General features: G+C 73.5%; 15 protein-coding genes. 3 read left to right on the top strand and 12 right to left on the bottom strand.

The features are described from left to right. Positions 1-62 precede the first annotated feature (62 nt). The 12 genes from der to BTM25_RS12515 form a co-directional block, all read right to left on the bottom strand. Entirely contained in the window at positions 63-1,445 is a 1,383-nt protein-coding gene (gene der / locus BTM25_RS12460; protein WP_103563076.1) for a ribosome biogenesis GTPase Der, read from the bottom strand. A gap of 38 nt (positions 1,446-1,483) precedes the next feature. Continuing rightward, positions 1,484-2,146, bottom strand: coding sequence for a (d)CMP kinase (gene cmk, locus BTM25_RS12465; protein WP_205648096.1), 663 nt, complete (start codon positions 2,144-2,146; stop codon positions 1,484-1,486). A gap of 149 nt (positions 2,147-2,295) precedes the next feature. Beyond that, positions 2,296-3,396 carry a prephenate dehydrogenase gene (locus tag BTM25_RS12470; RefSeq protein WP_103563077.1) on the bottom strand — a complete coding sequence of 367 codons (1,101 nt, stop codon included), beginning with the start codon at positions 3,394-3,396 and terminating at the stop codon, positions 2,296-2,298. A 43-nt stretch (positions 3,397-3,439) separates the two neighbouring features. Next, a complete protein-coding gene (aroH, locus tag BTM25_RS12475; protein WP_103563078.1) occupies positions 3,440-3,802 on the bottom strand; it encodes a chorismate mutase in 363 nt (120 codons plus the stop codon). A 35-nt stretch (positions 3,803-3,837) separates the two neighbouring features. After that, a complete protein-coding gene (locus BTM25_RS12480; protein ID WP_103563079.1) occupies positions 3,838-4,593 on the bottom strand; it encodes a pseudouridine synthase in 756 nt (251 codons plus the stop codon). Beyond that, complete coding sequence (gene scpB, locus BTM25_RS12485; protein WP_103563080.1) at positions 4,590-5,165, bottom strand: SMC-Scp complex subunit ScpB; 576 nt, start codon at positions 5,163-5,165, stop codon at positions 4,590-4,592. Before scpB ends, BTM25_RS12480 begins: the two co-directional genes overlap by 4 nt. Then, a complete protein-coding gene (locus BTM25_RS12490; protein WP_103563081.1) occupies positions 5,162-6,046 on the bottom strand; it encodes a segregation and condensation protein A in 885 nt (294 codons plus the stop codon). The genes scpB and BTM25_RS12490 overlap by 4 nt, the downstream gene beginning before the upstream one ends. Before the next feature lie 37 nt (positions 6,047-6,083). Beyond that, entirely contained in the window at positions 6,084-6,950 is an 867-nt protein-coding gene (locus BTM25_RS12495) for a ParA family protein (protein WP_103564594.1), read from the bottom strand. A gap of 144 nt (positions 6,951-7,094) precedes the next feature. Next, positions 7,095-8,021 carry a site-specific tyrosine recombinase XerD gene (locus BTM25_RS12500; protein WP_328589634.1) on the bottom strand — a complete coding sequence of 309 codons (927 nt, stop codon included), beginning with the start codon at positions 8,019-8,021 and terminating at the stop codon, positions 7,095-7,097. 141 nt (positions 8,022-8,162) lie between these two features. Beyond that, the gene (locus BTM25_RS12505; RefSeq protein ID WP_205648097.1) at positions 8,163-8,807 is read right to left on the bottom strand and encodes an NUDIX domain-containing protein; all 645 of its coding nucleotides are present in this window, start codon (positions 8,805-8,807) and stop codon (positions 8,163-8,165) included. Next, on the bottom strand, positions 8,804-10,462 hold the full coding sequence (locus BTM25_RS12510) for a CTP synthase (protein ID WP_103563083.1): 1,659 nt from the start codon (positions 10,460-10,462) through the stop codon (positions 8,804-8,806). Before BTM25_RS12510 ends, BTM25_RS12505 begins: the two co-directional genes overlap by 4 nt. A gap of 195 nt (positions 10,463-10,657) precedes the next feature. Then, entirely contained in the window at positions 10,658-12,307 is a 1,650-nt protein-coding gene (locus BTM25_RS12515; RefSeq protein ID WP_146059050.1) for a coiled-coil domain-containing protein, read from the bottom strand. A 206-nt stretch (positions 12,308-12,513) separates the two neighbouring features. On the opposite strand from BTM25_RS12515, the gene pip reads away from it, so the two are divergent. From pip to ectB, 3 genes are all read left to right on the top strand, one after another. Further along, positions 12,514-13,482 carry a prolyl aminopeptidase gene (gene pip / locus BTM25_RS12520; RefSeq protein ID WP_205648098.1) on the top strand — a complete coding sequence of 323 codons (969 nt, stop codon included), beginning with the start codon at positions 12,514-12,516 and terminating at the stop codon, positions 13,480-13,482. Between the two features lie 559 nt (positions 13,483-14,041). Beyond that, positions 14,042-14,587: a diaminobutyrate acetyltransferase gene (gene ectA / locus BTM25_RS12525; protein WP_103563085.1), complete on the top strand. Its 546-nt coding sequence runs from the start codon at positions 14,042-14,044 to the stop codon at positions 14,585-14,587. Positions 14,588-14,661: 74 nt separating this feature from the next. Further along, complete coding sequence (gene ectB / locus BTM25_RS12530; RefSeq protein ID WP_103563086.1) at positions 14,662-15,927, top strand: diaminobutyrate--2-oxoglutarate transaminase; 1,266 nt, start codon at positions 14,662-14,664, stop codon at positions 15,925-15,927. Positions 15,928-15,949 lie beyond the last annotated feature (22 nt).

Below are 15,949 nucleotides of genomic sequence, written 5' to 3' on the forward strand. Positions count from 1 at the left end.
GGTCCGTCCGCATCCTGACACGGCGGGACCCGTCCGGGAAGACTCCCGGACGGGTCCCGTCGCTACTTCTTGCGGGCCCGCTTCTCGCGGATCTTCATCGTCACGTCCAGCGGGGCGCCCGCGAACCCGAACTCCTCGCGCAGCCGCCGCTCGATGAACCGGCGGTAGCCCTCCTCCAGGAAACCGGTCGTGAACAGCACGAACCGCGGGGGGCGCACGCCCGCCTGCGTCGCGAACAGCACGCGCGGCTGCTTGCCGCCCCTGATCGGGTGCGGGTGGGAGTTCACGAGGTCGGCGAAGAACTGGTTCAGCTTGGACGTCGGGACGCGCTGGTCCCAGCCGGCCAGCGCCGTCTCCAGCGCCGGGACGAACTTCTCCATGTGCCGTCCGGTGCGGGCCGAGACGTTCACGCGCGGCGCCCACCGGACGTGGTGGAGCTGCCGCTCGATCTCCCGCTCCAGGTAGTGGCGGCGCTCCTCGTCCAGCAGGTCCCACTTGTTGTAGGCGATCACCAGGGCGCGGCCCGAGTCGACCACCATCGAGATGATCCGCAGGTCCTGCTCGGCCAGCGACTCCGACGCGTCGACCAGCACGACCGCGACCTCGGCGCGCTCCAGCGCCGACTGCGTCCGCAGCGTCGCGTAGAAGTCGGCGCCCTGGTTCTCGCGGTGGCGGCGGCGGATCCCGGCCGTGTCGATGAACCGCCACACCTGCCCGCCGAGGGTGATCTCCTCGTCGATCGGGTCCCGCGTGGTGCCCGCGACGGCGTCCACGACCGCGCGGGTCTCCCCCGCGAGCTGGTTCAGCAGGCTGGACTTGCCGACGTTCGGGCGGCCGACCAGCGCGATCCGGCGCGGCCCGCCCTCCTCGGCGAACGTCTCCGGCGGCGCCTCCGCGGGCAGCGCCTCCAGCACCGCGTCCAGCAGGTCGCCGCTGCCGCGTCCGTGCAGCGCGCTGACCGGGTGCGGCTCGCCGATCCCGAGGTTCCACAGCAGCGCCGCGTCGGCCTCGGCGGAGACCCCGTCGACCTTGTTGGCGACCAGCACGACGGGCTTGCCGGAGCGGCGCAGGATCTCCACGACGGCCTCGTCGACGTCGGTCGCGCCGACGGTGGCGTCCACCACGAACATGACGACGTCGGCGAGGTCCACCGCGAGCCGCGCCTGCTCGGCGATCGACGCGGCCAAGCCGCGCGCGTCCGGCAGCCAGCCGCCGGTGTCCACCACGGTGAACCGGCGCCCGCTCCACGTCGCGTCGTAGGCGACGCGGTCGCGGGTGACGCCGGGCACGTCCTCAACGACGGCCTCGCGGCGGCCGAGGATGCGGTTCACCAGCGTGGACTTCCCGACGTTCGGGCGGCCCACCACCGCGACCACCGGCGCGGGCGGCGCGTCGGGCGGCGGCGCGTCGAGGTCGACGCCGATGTGGAAGTCGTGTTCGCTCACTAGAAGTCCCCTACGGTCCGGCGCGGCGGCCGGCCCGCTCATGTCTGCTCTTTGGCGAGGCGGACGACCGCCTCGATGACCTCGGCGAGGCCCAGTTCGGTCGAGTCGATCTCGGTCGCGTCCGCGGCCCTGGTCAGCGGGGACGTCGTGCGCGTCGAGTCGAGCCGGTCGCGGCGGGCCTGCTCGTCCAGCGTGACCGTCACCGACGCGGCCGGGTCGGCGGCCAGGTCCTTCGCGCGCCGCTGGGCGCGCACCTGCTCGCTGGCGGTCAGGTACACCTTGACGGGCGCGTCCGGGACGACGACCGTGCCGATGTCGCGGCCCTCCACGACGATGCCGCCGGTTCCGATGATCTCACGCTGCAGGACCACCAGCCGCGCCCGGACCGCCGGAACCGCGCTGACCGCGCTGACGGCGTTGGTGACCTCGCGGGTGCGGATGGGCTCGGAGACGTCCGTGCCGTCCACCGTGATCGTCGGCGCGGACGGGTCGGTGCCGACCTCCAGGACGGGGTCGGCCGCGCGTGCCGCGACGGCCTCCGGGTCGTCCACGGGGACGTCGTTCTGCACCATCCACCAGGTCATGGCCCGGTACATCGCGCCCGTGTCGAGGTAGCGCAGGCCGAGCGCGCGGGCGACGCCCTTGGACGCGCTGGACTTGCCGGACCCCGAAGGACCGTCCATGGCGATGACGAGCGACACGATCGCTCCCTCTCTGCGTTCGGGTGAAGGCCCGCGACGGCGGGCGGACGAGGCCGCGCCGGACGCCCCGGATCGCGGGCGGCCCCGGCCGTTCAGCGTACCGGTACGCACGCACCGCGACGGCCCGGTTCGGGCCGGTGCGCGGCGGTTCAGCCGGGGACGGACCAGCCCCGCGCGCGCAGTTCGGCGGCCAGCGTCTCGGCCGCCTCGGGCTGCACGGCGATCTCCAGCACGCCGAGCGGACGGCCCGGCGAGTGCTCGATCGTCACGTCCTCGATGTTGACGCCCGCGATCCCGGCCGCCTGGAAGATCATCGCCAGCTCGCCGGGACGGTCGGGGATGACGACCGTGACGGTCGCGAACGCCTGGCCCGGCCCGCCGTGCTTGCCGGGGATCCGGGACCGTCCGGCGTTGCCGCGCAGCAGCAGGTCCGCGACGTGGCCCGCCGCGCCCTCGCTGCCGTCGCGCAGCAGCGACGCGGCCACCGCGAGGTCGGTCGCGACGGACTCCAGCACGTCCGCGACCGGGGCCGCGTTCGCGCTGAGGATGCCGATCCACAGGCGCGGGTCGCTGGCGGCGATGCGGGTGACGTCCCGGACGCCCTGCCCGGCGAGGCCGAGCGCGGTGTCGTCGGCGCCGGTCAGCCGCGCCGCGACCGCCGCCGACACGACGTGCGGGGCGTGCGACACGAGGGCGACGGCGCGGTCGTGCTCGTCGGCCTCGACCACGACGGGTTCGGCGCCGCACGTCCGCGCCAGCGCCTCGACCGCCGCCACGGCGTCGGGGGCGGTCTGCGGAGTCGGGCACAGCGCCCACGGACGGCCGAGGAAGAGGTCGTCGCGGGCGGCGGCGGGACCGGAGCGCTCGCGTCCGGCCAGCGGATGCCCGGCGACGAACGACGCCGGGTCGCAGCCCAGCTCGGCGGCCTGCCGCAGCGGCAGCGCCTTGACGCTCGCGACGTCGGTGTAGACGCGGGCGAGGCCGCGCTTCTGCGCGTCCAGGAGGGTGACGGCGACGGCGGCGGGCGGCACCGCGAGCACCGCGACGTCGGCGGGACCGCCGGGCGGCGGGCCGTCGCCGCCGGGCAGCTCGGTGCCGGCGCCGAGCCCGACGGCCAGCTCCAGCGCCGCGCGGTCCCGGTCGGCGAGCAGCACCTCGGCGCCCCGCGCCCGCAGCACGAGCGCGATCGACGTGCCGATCAGCCCGGTGCCGACCACCACGACGCGCCGGGGGGCTCCCTCGTCTGCCATCCCGCCACCCTAGCGCGTGCCCGCGCTCGCTCCGGCCCGCCCGCTACTGGGCGATGTCGAGGCGCAGGGCCGTCGCTCCGCGCAGGTAGACGTGCTGGATGTCCGAGCGCGGACGGTCGGCGCTGACGTGCGCCATCAGCCGGATCACGCGGGGCAGCGCGTGCGGCACCGCGATCTCCGCCGCGCACAGCAGCGGGACGTCGTGGAACCCGAGCTTGCGCGCCGCGAGCGCCGGGAACTCGGCCGTCAGGTCCGGAGTGGCGGTGAACAGCACGCTGATCACGTCGTCGGTGGTCAGCGCGTTGCGCTCCATGACGGCGGTGACCAGCTCCGCCGTCGCCGACAGGATCTCGTCACGGTCGTCGGCGTCCACCTGGATCGCCCCGCGCACCGCGTGTACCGCCACTCTCGTCCTCCTCTTCGCCGCGCCGCCCGGCGCTCCTACAGCCCCACGGCCTTGTACAGCTCGCCGACCTCACGGACGGTCAGCGTCCGCATCCCGCCCGGCTTGAGCTGGCCGAGCTTCACCGGCCCGAACTGTACGCGGGCGAGCTGCTGGACGGGGAAGCCGACCTCCTTCAGCAGCCGCCGCACGATGTGCTTGCGCCCCTCGTGCAGGGTGATCTCCACCAGCACCCGGCGGCCGACCTGGTCGAAGATCCGGAACCCGTCGGCCTGGGCGAACCCGTCGTCCAGCTCGACGCCCCTGCGCAGCCTGCGGCCGAGGTCGCGCGGGATCGGCCCGTGGATCTCGGCGAGGTAGGTCTTGTCGACGCCGAATGACGGGTGCATCAGCCGGTGCGACAGCTCGCCGTCGTTGGTGAGCAGGATCAGGCCCTCGGTGTCGGTGTCGAGCCGTCCGACGTGGAACAGGCGCTCGGGGACCTCCACGTAGTCGGCGAGGGACTTGCGGCCCCGCTCGTCCGCCATCGTGCTCACCACGCCGCGCGGCTTGTTGATCATGTAGTACCGCATCTCGGCGCGCGTCTCGACCCGGCGGCCGTCCACATGGATCACCGCGCGCCGGGGGTCGACGCGCTCGCCGAACCGGAAGACCTTCTTGCCGTCGACCGTCACCCGGCCCTCGCCGATCAGCTCCTCGCAGTGCCGGCGGCTGCCGATCCCGGCGTCCGCCAGCACCTTCTGCAGCCGCACCTCCTGGACGTCCTCGTCGGCGCGGCCCTGGTTATCGCTCACGTGTCCTCAATTATCTCGTCCGGAAGGTCATCGGGAAGGTAGGGGGCGAGGTCGGGCAGCTCGTCCAGATCGCGCAGGCCCAGCCGCTCCAGAAAGTACCCGGTCGTCCGGTACAGGTGCGCCTGGCTCTCGGGGTCCTGCCCGACGTCCTCGATGAGGCCGCGCAGGGTCAGGGTGCGCATGACGCCGTCGCTGTTGACGCCCCGGATGGACGACACCCGCGCCCGGCTCACCGGCTGCCGGTAGGCCACGACCGCCAGCGTCTCCAGCGCCGCCTGCGTCAGCCGCGCCTGCTGCCCGTCGGTGACGAACCGCTCGACCACGGGCGCGCAGGCGTCCCGCGTGTAGAACCGCCAGCCGCCCGCGATCTCCCTCAAATCGAACCCCCGCCCGTCGGCGGTGTATTCCGCCGCCAGCTCGCGGAGCGTCGCGGTGATCTCGTGGACGGGCCGTTCCAGCAGGTGGGCGAGGTTCACGACCGGGACGGGCTCGTCCACGACGAGCAGGATCGCCTCGACCGACGCCCGCAGGCCCGGCCCCTCGGTCACGGATTCGGTCACGGTGTCGGTCATCCGCCGTCCTCCCCGGCCCCGGCCCCGTCCTCGCCGGGCGGCGGGCGGGTGCCCTCGTAGTCGTCGCCGACCTCGACGTCGCCGTCGTCGGCCCCGGTCCAGGTGACGTGGAGCGCGCCGAGCGGTTCGGCCTGCTCGAACGTCACGGCCGCCTCGCGGTACAGCTCCAGCAGCGCCAGGAACCGCGCGACGACCTCGAACGTGCCCTCGCAGTCCTCGGTGAGCACCGCGAAGGTCGTGCTCCGCAGCCGCCGCAGCAGCGCCACGACGATGGCGGCCTGCTCCTTGACGCTCGCCTTCGGCTGGTACATGTGCTCGACCGACACCGCGGGCGGCGCCTTCGGCGCGAGCGCCTTGGCGGCCAGCCGCGCGAACTGGTCCGGGCCGAGGCCGAGCAGCACCTCGGGCAGCAGGTTCGCGAACTTCGGCTCGATCGGGACCGTGCGCGGGAAGCGGCGGGCGGCGTCGGCCATCCGCGCCGCCAGATACCCGGCGACCTCCTTGTACGCCCGGTACTGGAGCAGCCGGGCGAACAGCAGGTCGCGGGCGGACAGCAGGGCGAGGTCGTCCTCGTCGTCCACCTCGCCGGACGGCAGCAGCCGCGCGGCCTTCAGGTCGAGCAGGGTCGCGGCGACGAGCAGGAAGTGGCTGGCCTGGTCGAGGTCCCAGTCCTTGCCGTGGGCGCGGATGTGGGCGATGAAGTCGTCGGTGACCTTGTGCAGGGAGACTTCGGTGATGTCCAGCTTGTGCTTGGCGATCAGGCCGAGCAGCAGGTCGAACGGCCCCTCGAAGTTGTCGAGGTGGACGCGGAACTTCCCGGCGCCCTCGGCGTCCTCCCCGGCGACGGCCGCCGTCGCTTCCCCGATGCTCACCGGTCCCATGTTCCCACGGCGCGGAACCGTCCGCGCCGACGCGCGCTCACTCGGCGGCGGACCACCGGTCGAGCACCTCGCGCGCCAGGCTGCGGTAGGCGTTGGCGCCCATCGAGTTGGGGTCGAAGAACGTGATCGGCTCGCCCGCGACGGTCGCGTCGGGGAACCGGACCGTCCGGTTGATGACGGTGTGGAACACCTTGTCGCCGAACGCCTCCACGATCCGGCTCAGCACCTCGCGGGTGTGGAGCGTCCGCGAGTCGTACATCGTGCCGAGGACGCCGTCGATGACCAGGCCGGGGTTGATGCGCCCCTGCACCTTGTCGATCGTCTCCATCAGCAGCGCGACACCGCGCATCGCGAAGTACTCGCACTCCAGCGGGATCAGCACGCCCTCGCTGGCGGCCAGCGCGTTCACCGTGAGCAGGCCGAGGGACGGCTGGCAGTCGATGAGGATGTAGTCGTAGTGCGGGACGGCCGACTTCAGCGCCCCCGCGAGGATGTACTCGCGCCCGACCTCGTGGACGAGCTGGACCTCGGCGCCCGACAGGTCGATGTTGCTCGGCAGCAGGTCCATGCCCTCGACGCCGGTCTCGATGACGACGTCGTCCCACTCGGTGTCGTGTTCGAGCAGCATGTTGTGGACCGTGACGTCGAGCTGACGCGGGTCGCCCTTGCCGAGCCCGACCGACAGCGCGCCCTGCGGGTCGAAGTCCACAAGCAGGATGCGCCGGCCGTACTCGGCGAGCGCCGCACCGAGGTTGATCGTGGTGGTGGTCTTGCCGACCCCGCCCTTCTGGTTGCAGATCGCGACGATCCGCGCGGGCCCGTGCTCGGCGAGCGGCTCCGGTTCCGGGAAGACGGGAACAGGGCGCTGCGTCGGACCGAAACTGCGCTGCGGATCGGTCTCGATGGTCGCCGAGGAGAGAACACCCCCCGGAGCCTGCGAGTTCTTCACCAGTTCCCCTCCCGGCGGCCGGTTCTGCCATCCAGAACCGGGACTCTAGGCGCTGTCAAGGCCGGGCTCAAGCCGACGCGCGACGTTAGGCGCGATTTGTCACCGGACCCGGCGGGTGCGCGCCCGCGGATGCGACGTCGCGTACACCTCGCGCAGCAAACGCACGGTGACCAGCGTGTAGACCTGCGTCGTCGTGACGGAGGCGTGCCCCAGCAGCTCCTGGACGACCCGGACGTCCGCGCCGCCGTCGAGCAGATGCGTCGCGAACGAGTGCCGGAGTGTGTGCGGGGACACGTCGCTGAGCCCGGCGCGCTCGGCGGCGGCGCGCAGCACCATCCACGCGCCCTGCCGCGACAGCCGTCCGCCGCGCGCGTTGAGGAACAAGGCCGGGCCGCCGCGTCCGGCCCGCGCCAGCTCGGGCCGCGCCCGCACCAGGTACGCGTCGACGGCGCGCCGCGCGTAGTCGCCGACCGGGACGACGCGGGTCTTGCCGCCCTTGCCGCGGATCCGGGCGAAGCCCTCGGCGAGGTCGAGGTCGTCGACGTCCAGGCCGACGGCCTCGGAGATCCGCACGCCCGACCCGTACAGCAGCTCCAGCAGCGCCCGGTCGCGCAGGCCGCGCGCGGCGTCCCCGGCGTCGCCGGCCGGTCCCTGCGCGGCGCCGAGGAGGCGTTCGACGTCGTCCAGCGAGATCGCCTTGGGCAGCCGCCGGGGCGGGGCGGGCGGGCGGACGTCGCGGGCCGGGTCGCCGTCGGCCAGCCCCTCGCGCAGCGCGAACCGGTGCAGGCCGCGCACCGCGACGACCGCGCGCGCCGCCGAGCCCGCCGCGAGCGGCGGATGGTCGGCGTCGCCCTCGCGCAGCCCGGCGAGGAACGCGCGGACGTCGTCCTCGGTGGCCTCGCCGATCGCCGCGCGGCCCCGCGCCGCCAGCGCCTCGGTGTAGCGGCGCAGGTCGCGGCGGTAGGAGCTGAGCGTGTTGGCGGCCAGGCCCCGTTCGACGGCCAGGTGCCCGAGGTAGCCGCGCACGGCGGTCTCCAGCGCGCCGGCGGACGGCGCGGGTTCCGTCGCGGGGGAGGACAGCGCGGCACCTCCTCGCAGGGGGCAGGGGCGGGTCAGCCCATCATGCCCCCTCCGGCCCGCCGCGACGGCGTTCCCGCGCCGGGCGCGTCACTCCTCGGGCGCGTCCGCCGGGCGCAGCGCCCCGGCCGCGCCGCCCCGGAAGGCGTGCGCGGCGAGGATCCCCTGGACGGCGAGCGCGTTGTGGATCTCCCCGGCGAGGACCTTGCGGACGGCGTCGGCCAGCGGCACCCACACCACCGGCATGTCGGCCTCCTCGTGGACCCGCTCGAAGTCGATCTCGTCGGCGGGCACCTCGGCGAGGTCACGGGCGAGGAACACCCGGGACCGCTCGTCGGACATGCCCGGCGACGGGTAGACGTCGACCAGCGTGTCCCAGCGCCCGGCCCGGTAGCCGCTCTCCTCCAGCAGCTCGCGGGCGGCGAGGTCGCGCAGGGGCTCGCCCGGCACGTCCCGCAGCCCGGCCGGGATCTCCCACAGCCGCGCGCCGACCGCGTGCCGGTACTGCCGCAGCAGCAGGACGCGGTCGGCGGCGTCGAGGGCGAGGACGGCGACCGACCCCTGGTGCTCCACGACGTCCCGGCCGACGGCCTCGGTGCCGCCGCCGGACGCGGGCATGACGACCCTGTCCCGCCGGATCGCGAAGATCGGCCCCTCGAACGCCCGCACCGACTCGGTGACCCGCCAGCGCTCGGGCTCGTCCCGGACGTCCCCGGGACCGGGCACGGCCGTCACGAGCGCTCCGCCGCGTAGTCCAGCGCCGCCGCGACGAGCCCGACGAACAGCGGGTGCGGACGGGTCGGACGCGACCGGAACTCCGGGTGCGCCTGCGTCCCGACGAAGAACGGGTGCTCGGCGCGCGGCAGCTCCACGTACTCCACGAGGCGGCCGTCGGGCGACAGGCCGCTGAACCGCAGCCCCGCGTCCTCCAGCTTGCCCCGGTAGGCGTTGTTGACCTCGTAGCGGTGCCGGTGCCGCTCCGCCGCCTTGGCCTCGCCGTACAGCTCCCGGACGATCGTGCCCTCGCCGAGGTCGGCCGGGTACAGCCCGAGCCGCATCGTGCCGCCCATGTCGCGCTCGCCGGCGACGACGTCGAGCTGGTCGGCCATCGTGGCGATGACGGGGTGCGCGGCGGCCGGGTCGAACTCGGCGCTGCCCGCGCCCGCCAGCCCCGCCAGCGACCGCGCCGCCTCGATGACCATGCACTGGAGCCCGAGGCAGATGCCGAGCAGCGGCAGCCGGTGCTCGCGCGCGTAGGTGATCGCGCCGACCTTGCCCTCGATGCCGCGCACCCCGAACCCGCCGGGGATCAGGACGCCGTCGGCGCCGGCCAGCTCGCGCTCGGCGCCCTCGGGGGTCTCGCAGTCGTCGGACTTCACCCAGCGGATCGTGACCCGCGCGTCGTTGCCGAACCCGCCGTGCCGCAGCGCCTCGGTCACCGACAGGTACGCGTCGGGCAGGTCGATGTACTTGCCGACCAGCGCGATCGTCACCTCGCGGGCGGGCCGGTGGACGCGCCGCAGCAGCTCGTCCCAGGCGCCCCAGTCCACGTCGCGGAACGGCAGGCCGAGGCGGCGGACGACGTAGGCGTCCAGGCCCTCGGCGTGCAGGACCTTCGGGATGTCGTAGATGCTGGCCGCGTCCACGGCCGAGACGACGGCCTCGCGGTCCACGTCGCACATCATGCTGATCTTGTGCTTGAGGCCGTCGGTGATCGGCCGGTCCGAGCGGCAGACGATCGCGTCGGGCTGGATGCCGATGGAGCGCAGCGCGGCGACCGAGTGCTGCGTCGGCTTGGTCTTCAGCTCCCCGGACGGGCCGATGTAGGGCAGCAGCGAGACGTGCAGGAAGAAGCAGTTCTCCCGGCCGATCTCGTGCCGGATCTGGCGGACCGACTCCAGGAACGGCTGGGACTCGATGTCGCCGACCGTCCCGCCCACCTCGGTGATCACGACGTCGACCGCCGTGTCGGCCATGCCGCGGATGCGGTCCTTGATCTCGTTGGTGATGTGCGGGATCACCTGCACGGTGTCGCCCAGGTACTCCCCGCGCCGCTCCTTGGCGATGACGTTGGAGTACACCTGGCCCGTCGTCACGTTCGCCGAGCCGTGCAGCTCGGTGTCGAGGAACCGCTCGTAGTGGCCGATGTCCAGGTCGGTCTCGGCGCCGTCGTCGGTGACGAACACCTCACCGTGCTGGAACGGGTTCATCGTGCCCGGATCGACGTTGAGGTAGGGGTCGAGCTTCTGCATGGTGACCCGCAGGCCGCGCAGGGTGAGCAGGCGGCCGAGGCTGGACGCCGTCAGGCCCTTGCCCAGGCTGGAGGCGACACCGCCGGTGACGAAGAGGTGCTTGGTGGGCCGAGCCCTACCCGTGGCTGCCGAAGGCAAGTTGAAACGCTCCCGTGGTCGTTGCTGGGCGGACGGTTCAGCACTGTCCACGGGCCACCAGAATAACAGGAGGCGGAGACCACGGCGTCCGGGACGCGCATGATCGCGTGCGCGCGGCCTCCCGCCTGGGCACCGGCCCCCGCCGGAGACGACGTTGCGCCCGCCGGGCGGGGACCGGCACCGAAGATTCGGCGGTCAGGAACGCGGCACCGCGGTCGGCATGATCGTGCGGAGCTGGCGCGTCAGCTCGTCGATCAGCGAGCGGGCCTGGTCGGCGGCCTGCCGCGCCGCGTCCCGCTCCTGGGACAGCTCGGCGATCGCGGCGCGCTGCTCGGTCACGGCCTGGGCGAGCTGGTCCACCCACTGGTCGCGCTCGGCGAGCTTCTCGGCGACGGCGTCGCGCTCGGCGGCGAGCTGGCGCAGGCCCGCGACGGCCTTGTCCTTCTCGCGCGCCTCCTGGTCGGCCCGGCCGCGCGCGATCGTCAGCTCCGACTCGGCGCGGGTCTGGCCCTGCACGGCCGTGTCCCGGGCGCGCTCGGCGCTCTCGCGGGCCTGCACGGCGCCGTCCAGCGCCCGCTCGGCCTTCTTGGCGGCGTCCAGGGACTGCGCGGCCGTGTCCAGCGCCTGCTGGCGCTCCTGCTCGGCCTCGGCGGCGCGCCGCTCGGCGTCGGCGGACCGGCGGTCGGCCTCCTGGACGCGGCGCTCGGCGTCGGCGGCCCGGCCGTCGGCGCCCTTGGCCCGCATCTCGGCCTCCTGGACGCGCCGCTCCAGCTCGCCGGCGCGGCCCTCGGCCGCGGTGGCGCGGATCCGGCCCTCGTCGGCCTCCTTGGACTTGGCGGCGACGGCGTGCTGGAGGTTCTGCGCCTTGCGGTCGGCGTCGGCGAGCTTGGCGCGCAGCGCGGCCAGCTCGCCGTGCGCGACCTCCAGGGCGCGCGACAGCTCGGCGGCCTGCTCGACGGCGCGGTCGCGGTCGGTCTCGGCGGCGCGGCGGGCGGTGACGGCGTCCTCGACGGCGCGCAGGGCGTCGTCGCGGGCCTCGCTCATCGCGTCCCGCTGGGTGATGGCCTGCCGGACGGTCGCCTCGGTCTCGGCGACGCGCCGTTCGGCCTGCTCGACCTGGGCCTTGGCCTGCGCCTGCGCCTGGTCGAGCTGGGCGCGGGCCTGCTGCGCCTGGTTCCAGGCGGCGGCGGCGTCGCGCTGGGCGTTGTCCTTCTCGCTCTGGAGCGCGGCGATCTGCGTGACGGCCTCGGACTGCACCTCGGAGATCCGGCGCTCCAGCTCGGCGGCCTTGCGCTCGGCCTCCACCACGCGCCGGTCGGCCTGCTCGGCCTGCCCGCGCGCCCGCTGCACCTCGCCCCACGCGGCCGCCGCGTCGCGCTGCGCCGACTCCTTCTCGCCCTGCGCCGCCGCGACCTGCGCGGCGGCGTCGTTCTGCGCCTCGGTGATCTTGCGCTCGGCCTCGACGGCTCGCCGGTCGGCCTGCTCGGCCTGGCCCCGCGCCCGCTGCACCTCGCCCCATGCCGCCGCCGCGTCGCGCTGGGCCGACTCCTTCTCGGCCTGCGCCGCCGCGACCTGCGTCGCGACCTCGCTCTGGGCCTCGGTGACCTTGCGCTCACCGGCCGCCAGCGCGTCGCCGATCAGGTCGGCCATCTGGCGCAGCCGCTCCACGAGGTCCCACGGCTGCACCTCCAGGCCGTCGCCCTCGGGCTCGCCGGGCCGGGCCGCCTTCAGCGGGCGCCGCGGCGCGGGCACGCCGGTCTTCGGCTCGGGCGGGCGTCCCATCGGCCAGGGCGAGGACGCGTCCGGGACGCTCCGCGAACCACCGGATCCGTTCAGCTCGCTCACTTGTCTCCCTGCCTGTTCGCCTGCCTGTTCGCTGCAACGCCGCGCCGGTCGGCCTCTCGGCTCACGGAAGGCACTCTAGTGCCGGACCGCGAGAACGTTTGCCCTGTTTGGGGTTTAGTTTCGTGATCCCCGCCGCCGCGACGCGACGCCTCCGGGGCGCGGCGCCCCCTCGGACAGCGCCGTCCCCAGTGAAAGAATCACAGCTCATGGAGCTGCGCACCCTGTATCCGCCGATCGAGCCCCACGATTCCGGGACGCTCGACGTCGGCGACGGCGACACCCTGTACTGGGAGGTCTGCGGAAACCCCGGCGGCGTCCCGGCCGTGATGCTGCACGGCGGCCCCGGCGGCGGCTGCACGCCCGACCACCGCCGCCAGTTCGATCCGGACAAGTACCGGATCGTGCTGTTCGACCAGCGCAACTGCGGCCGGAGCCGGCCGCACGCCGCCGACCCGGGCGTGTCGCTGGACGCGAACACGACGTGGAGCCTCGTCGCGGACATCGAGCGCCTGCGCGAACATCTCGGCGTGGATCGGTGGCTCGTGTTCGGCGGGTCCTGGGGCAGCGCGCTGGCGCTGGCGTACGCCCAGACGCATCCGGAGCGGGTCACGGCGCTCGTGCTGCGCGGGATCTTCACGCTGCGGCCGTTCGAGCTGTACTGGTTCTACCAGGAGGGCGCGTCGCTGATCTTCCCCGACCTGTGGGAGGACTACGTCGCTCCGGTGCCCGAGGACGAGCGCGAGGACCTCATCTCGGCCTACCACGAGCTGCTGAACTCCCCCGACCGCGCGACGCGGGTGCGCGCCGGGCGGGCGTGGTCGCAGTGGGAGGCGCGGACGCTGACCCTGCGGCCGGACCGGGCGATCGTCGCGCCGTTCGAGGACGACGACCACGCCGTCGCGTTCGCCCGCATCGAGAACCACTACTTCGTCAACGAGGGGTTCCTGGAGGACGAGCAACTGCTGCGGAACGTGGATCGCATCCGGCACATTCCGGCGGTGATCGTCCAGGGCCGCTACGACGTCTGCACCCCGGCGGCGACGGCGTGGGATCTGCACCGCGCGTGGCCGGAGGCCGACTTCCACCTGGTGGACGACGCGGGCCACGCGTTCTCCGAACCCGGCATCCTGCACCGCCTCATCGAGGCGACGGACCGCTTCGCCGAACAGCTCTGAATAGCGCGTCCCGGGCGGCCCTCTTTCCCCACGGCGTCCTATTCTTCTCGCGCGCGTGCGCGCGAGAAGAATAGGACGCGGAATGCTCTGGGTTCACCGGTGGAAACGCGCGCCCCGGCCGTCCGGGCCGGCGACGGCCAGCACGCGGACGCGGCGCGGCACCGCGCGCAGCGCCCGTCCCGGCCGCCCGACGGGGCGTCAAAGGACTCCTCTACCCCCCGCTGACCTCGCCCAATCCGACGTGACGCAGGGCACCGCCCGCGCGTTGACCGCGGCTTGCTGTGATTCACCTCACATAAATGAGACCGAAAAGATCCGGCCGTACCGCCGATCATGAGGGAAGTTGCGGACGCAAACGGCTGATCCGGGCCGTCCGGCCGCGACGCGGATACGCCCTGCACAGACACGCGAACGGGCGAGTTAACACGGGCGAAATGGTGCACCCCCGGTACTCGGATTTTGCAAGCGAATCGTCATACCCGACCCGTCCGAGACCCAAACATTCGCCGTATAACAATCTATAACGGCCACCGTCCGGCGTTCGCTACGTTTGCTGAACATGGCAGCGCAACCCCTGGAATCACCCGTCCGGCGCACCGGCGGCACCGAGGTGCGCCTCCGGGAGCCGGTCCCCGAGGACGGTCCCGCCCTGTGGCGGATCGCCCGCGACTCACGTGCCCTCGACGTCAACTCCCCCTACAGCTACGCGCTCTGGTGCCGCGACTTCGCGGCGACCTCCGTCGTCGCCGAGGACGACGACGGCCCGTGCGGGTTCGTCACCGGCTACGTCCGGCCCGACGCGCCCGGGACGTTCTTCGTGTGGCAGGTCGCCGTCGACCAGGCCCACCGGGGCCGCGGCCTGGCCCGCCTCATGCTGGACCGGCTCGGCGCCCGCCTCGGCGGCCGCGGCCACCGGTTCCTTGAGGCGACCGTCACGCCCGGCAACACCGCCTCCACCGCGATGTTCACCTCCTTCGCCCGCGACCACGGCTGCAAGCTGACCCGGACGCCGCTGTTCGGCGTCGAGCACCTTCCCGAGGACCACGAGCCCGAGGTCCTGTTCCGCATCGGCCCGCTCCCCGTCCCCCGCCGCGCCCCGCGCTGACGCTTCCCTCTCCGCCCCCCGCCACCAGCCCCCCGCCCCCCTCGTCTTCCGCCCCTACCTGCCCGGAGGCAGCAATGAACGACGTCTTCGCCCGCCTGGAGTCCGAGGTCCGCGGCTACTGCCGCGGCTGGCCCGCCGTGTTCACGACGGCGCGCGGCAGCCACATGACGGCCGAGGACGGCCGCACCTACCTCGACTTCTTCGCCGGGGCCGGCACGCTCAACTACGGCCACAACAACCCGCTGCTGAAAAAGCGCCTGATCGACTACCTCGCGGCGGACTCGATCGTCCACAGCCTCGACATGTACACGGCCGCCAAACGCACCTTCCTGGAGCGCTTCGAGGAGATCGTCCTCAAGCCGCGCGGGCTGGACTACAAGGTCCAGTTCCCGGGCCCGGCGGGCAACCACTCGGTGGAGGCGGCGCTGAAGCTGGCCCGCAAGTACACCGGGCGCGAGACGGTCGTCAGCTTCACCAACGCCTTCCACGGCATGACGCTCGGCGCGCTCGCCGTCACGGGCAACTCGATGAAGCGCACCGGCGCGGGCGTCCCGCTCGGCCACGGCGTCGCGATGCCCTACGACAACTACCTCGACGGCCGCACGCCCGACTTCCTGCTGTTCGAGACGATGCTGGACGACAGCGGCAGCGGCCTGGACAAGCCCGCCGCCGTCATCGTCGAGACCGTCCAGGGCGAGGGCGGCATCAACGCCGCGACCGCCGAGTGGCTGCGCGGGCTCTCCGACCTGTGCCGCCGCCACGACATCCTCCTCATCGTGGACGACGTCCAGATGGGCTGCGGCCGGACGGGCGCGTTCTTCTCGTTCGAGGAGGCCGGGATCGTCCCGGACATCGTGTGCCTGTCCAAGTCCCTGTCCGGCTACGGCCTCCCGTTCGCGATCACGCTGATGCGCCGCGACCTCGACGTCTGGGAGCCCGGCGAGCACAACGGCACGTTCCGCGGCTTCAACCCCGCGTTCGTCACGGCCGTCGGCGCGCTGGAGGAGTACTGGACGGACCAGGACATGGAGAAGCAGACCCTCGCCAAGGGCCAGTTGGTCGAGCGGGGCCTGGACGAGATCGCGCTCCTCAACGCCGGCGCCGTCGAGACCGTGCGCGGCCGGGGCCTCGCGTGGGGCCTCGTCATGCGGGACCCCGAGCTGGCGCCGCGCGTCTGCGCCGAGGCGTTCGACCGCGGCCTGCTCATGGAGACCTCCGGGCCCGAGGGCGAGGTCGTGAAGCTGCTGCCGCCGCTGACCACGTCCGAGGCGGACCTGTCGCGCGGCCTGGAGATCATCGCCGCGTCCGTGAGCGCGGTCCGCGACGCGGTGACCGTCTGACCCACCCCCGAAAGGAGAACGC

It is taken from the genome of Actinomadura rubteroloni (assembly GCF_002911665.1).
Taxonomy (GTDB): domain Bacteria; phylum Actinomycetota; class Actinomycetes; order Streptosporangiales; family Streptosporangiaceae; genus Spirillospora; species Spirillospora rubteroloni.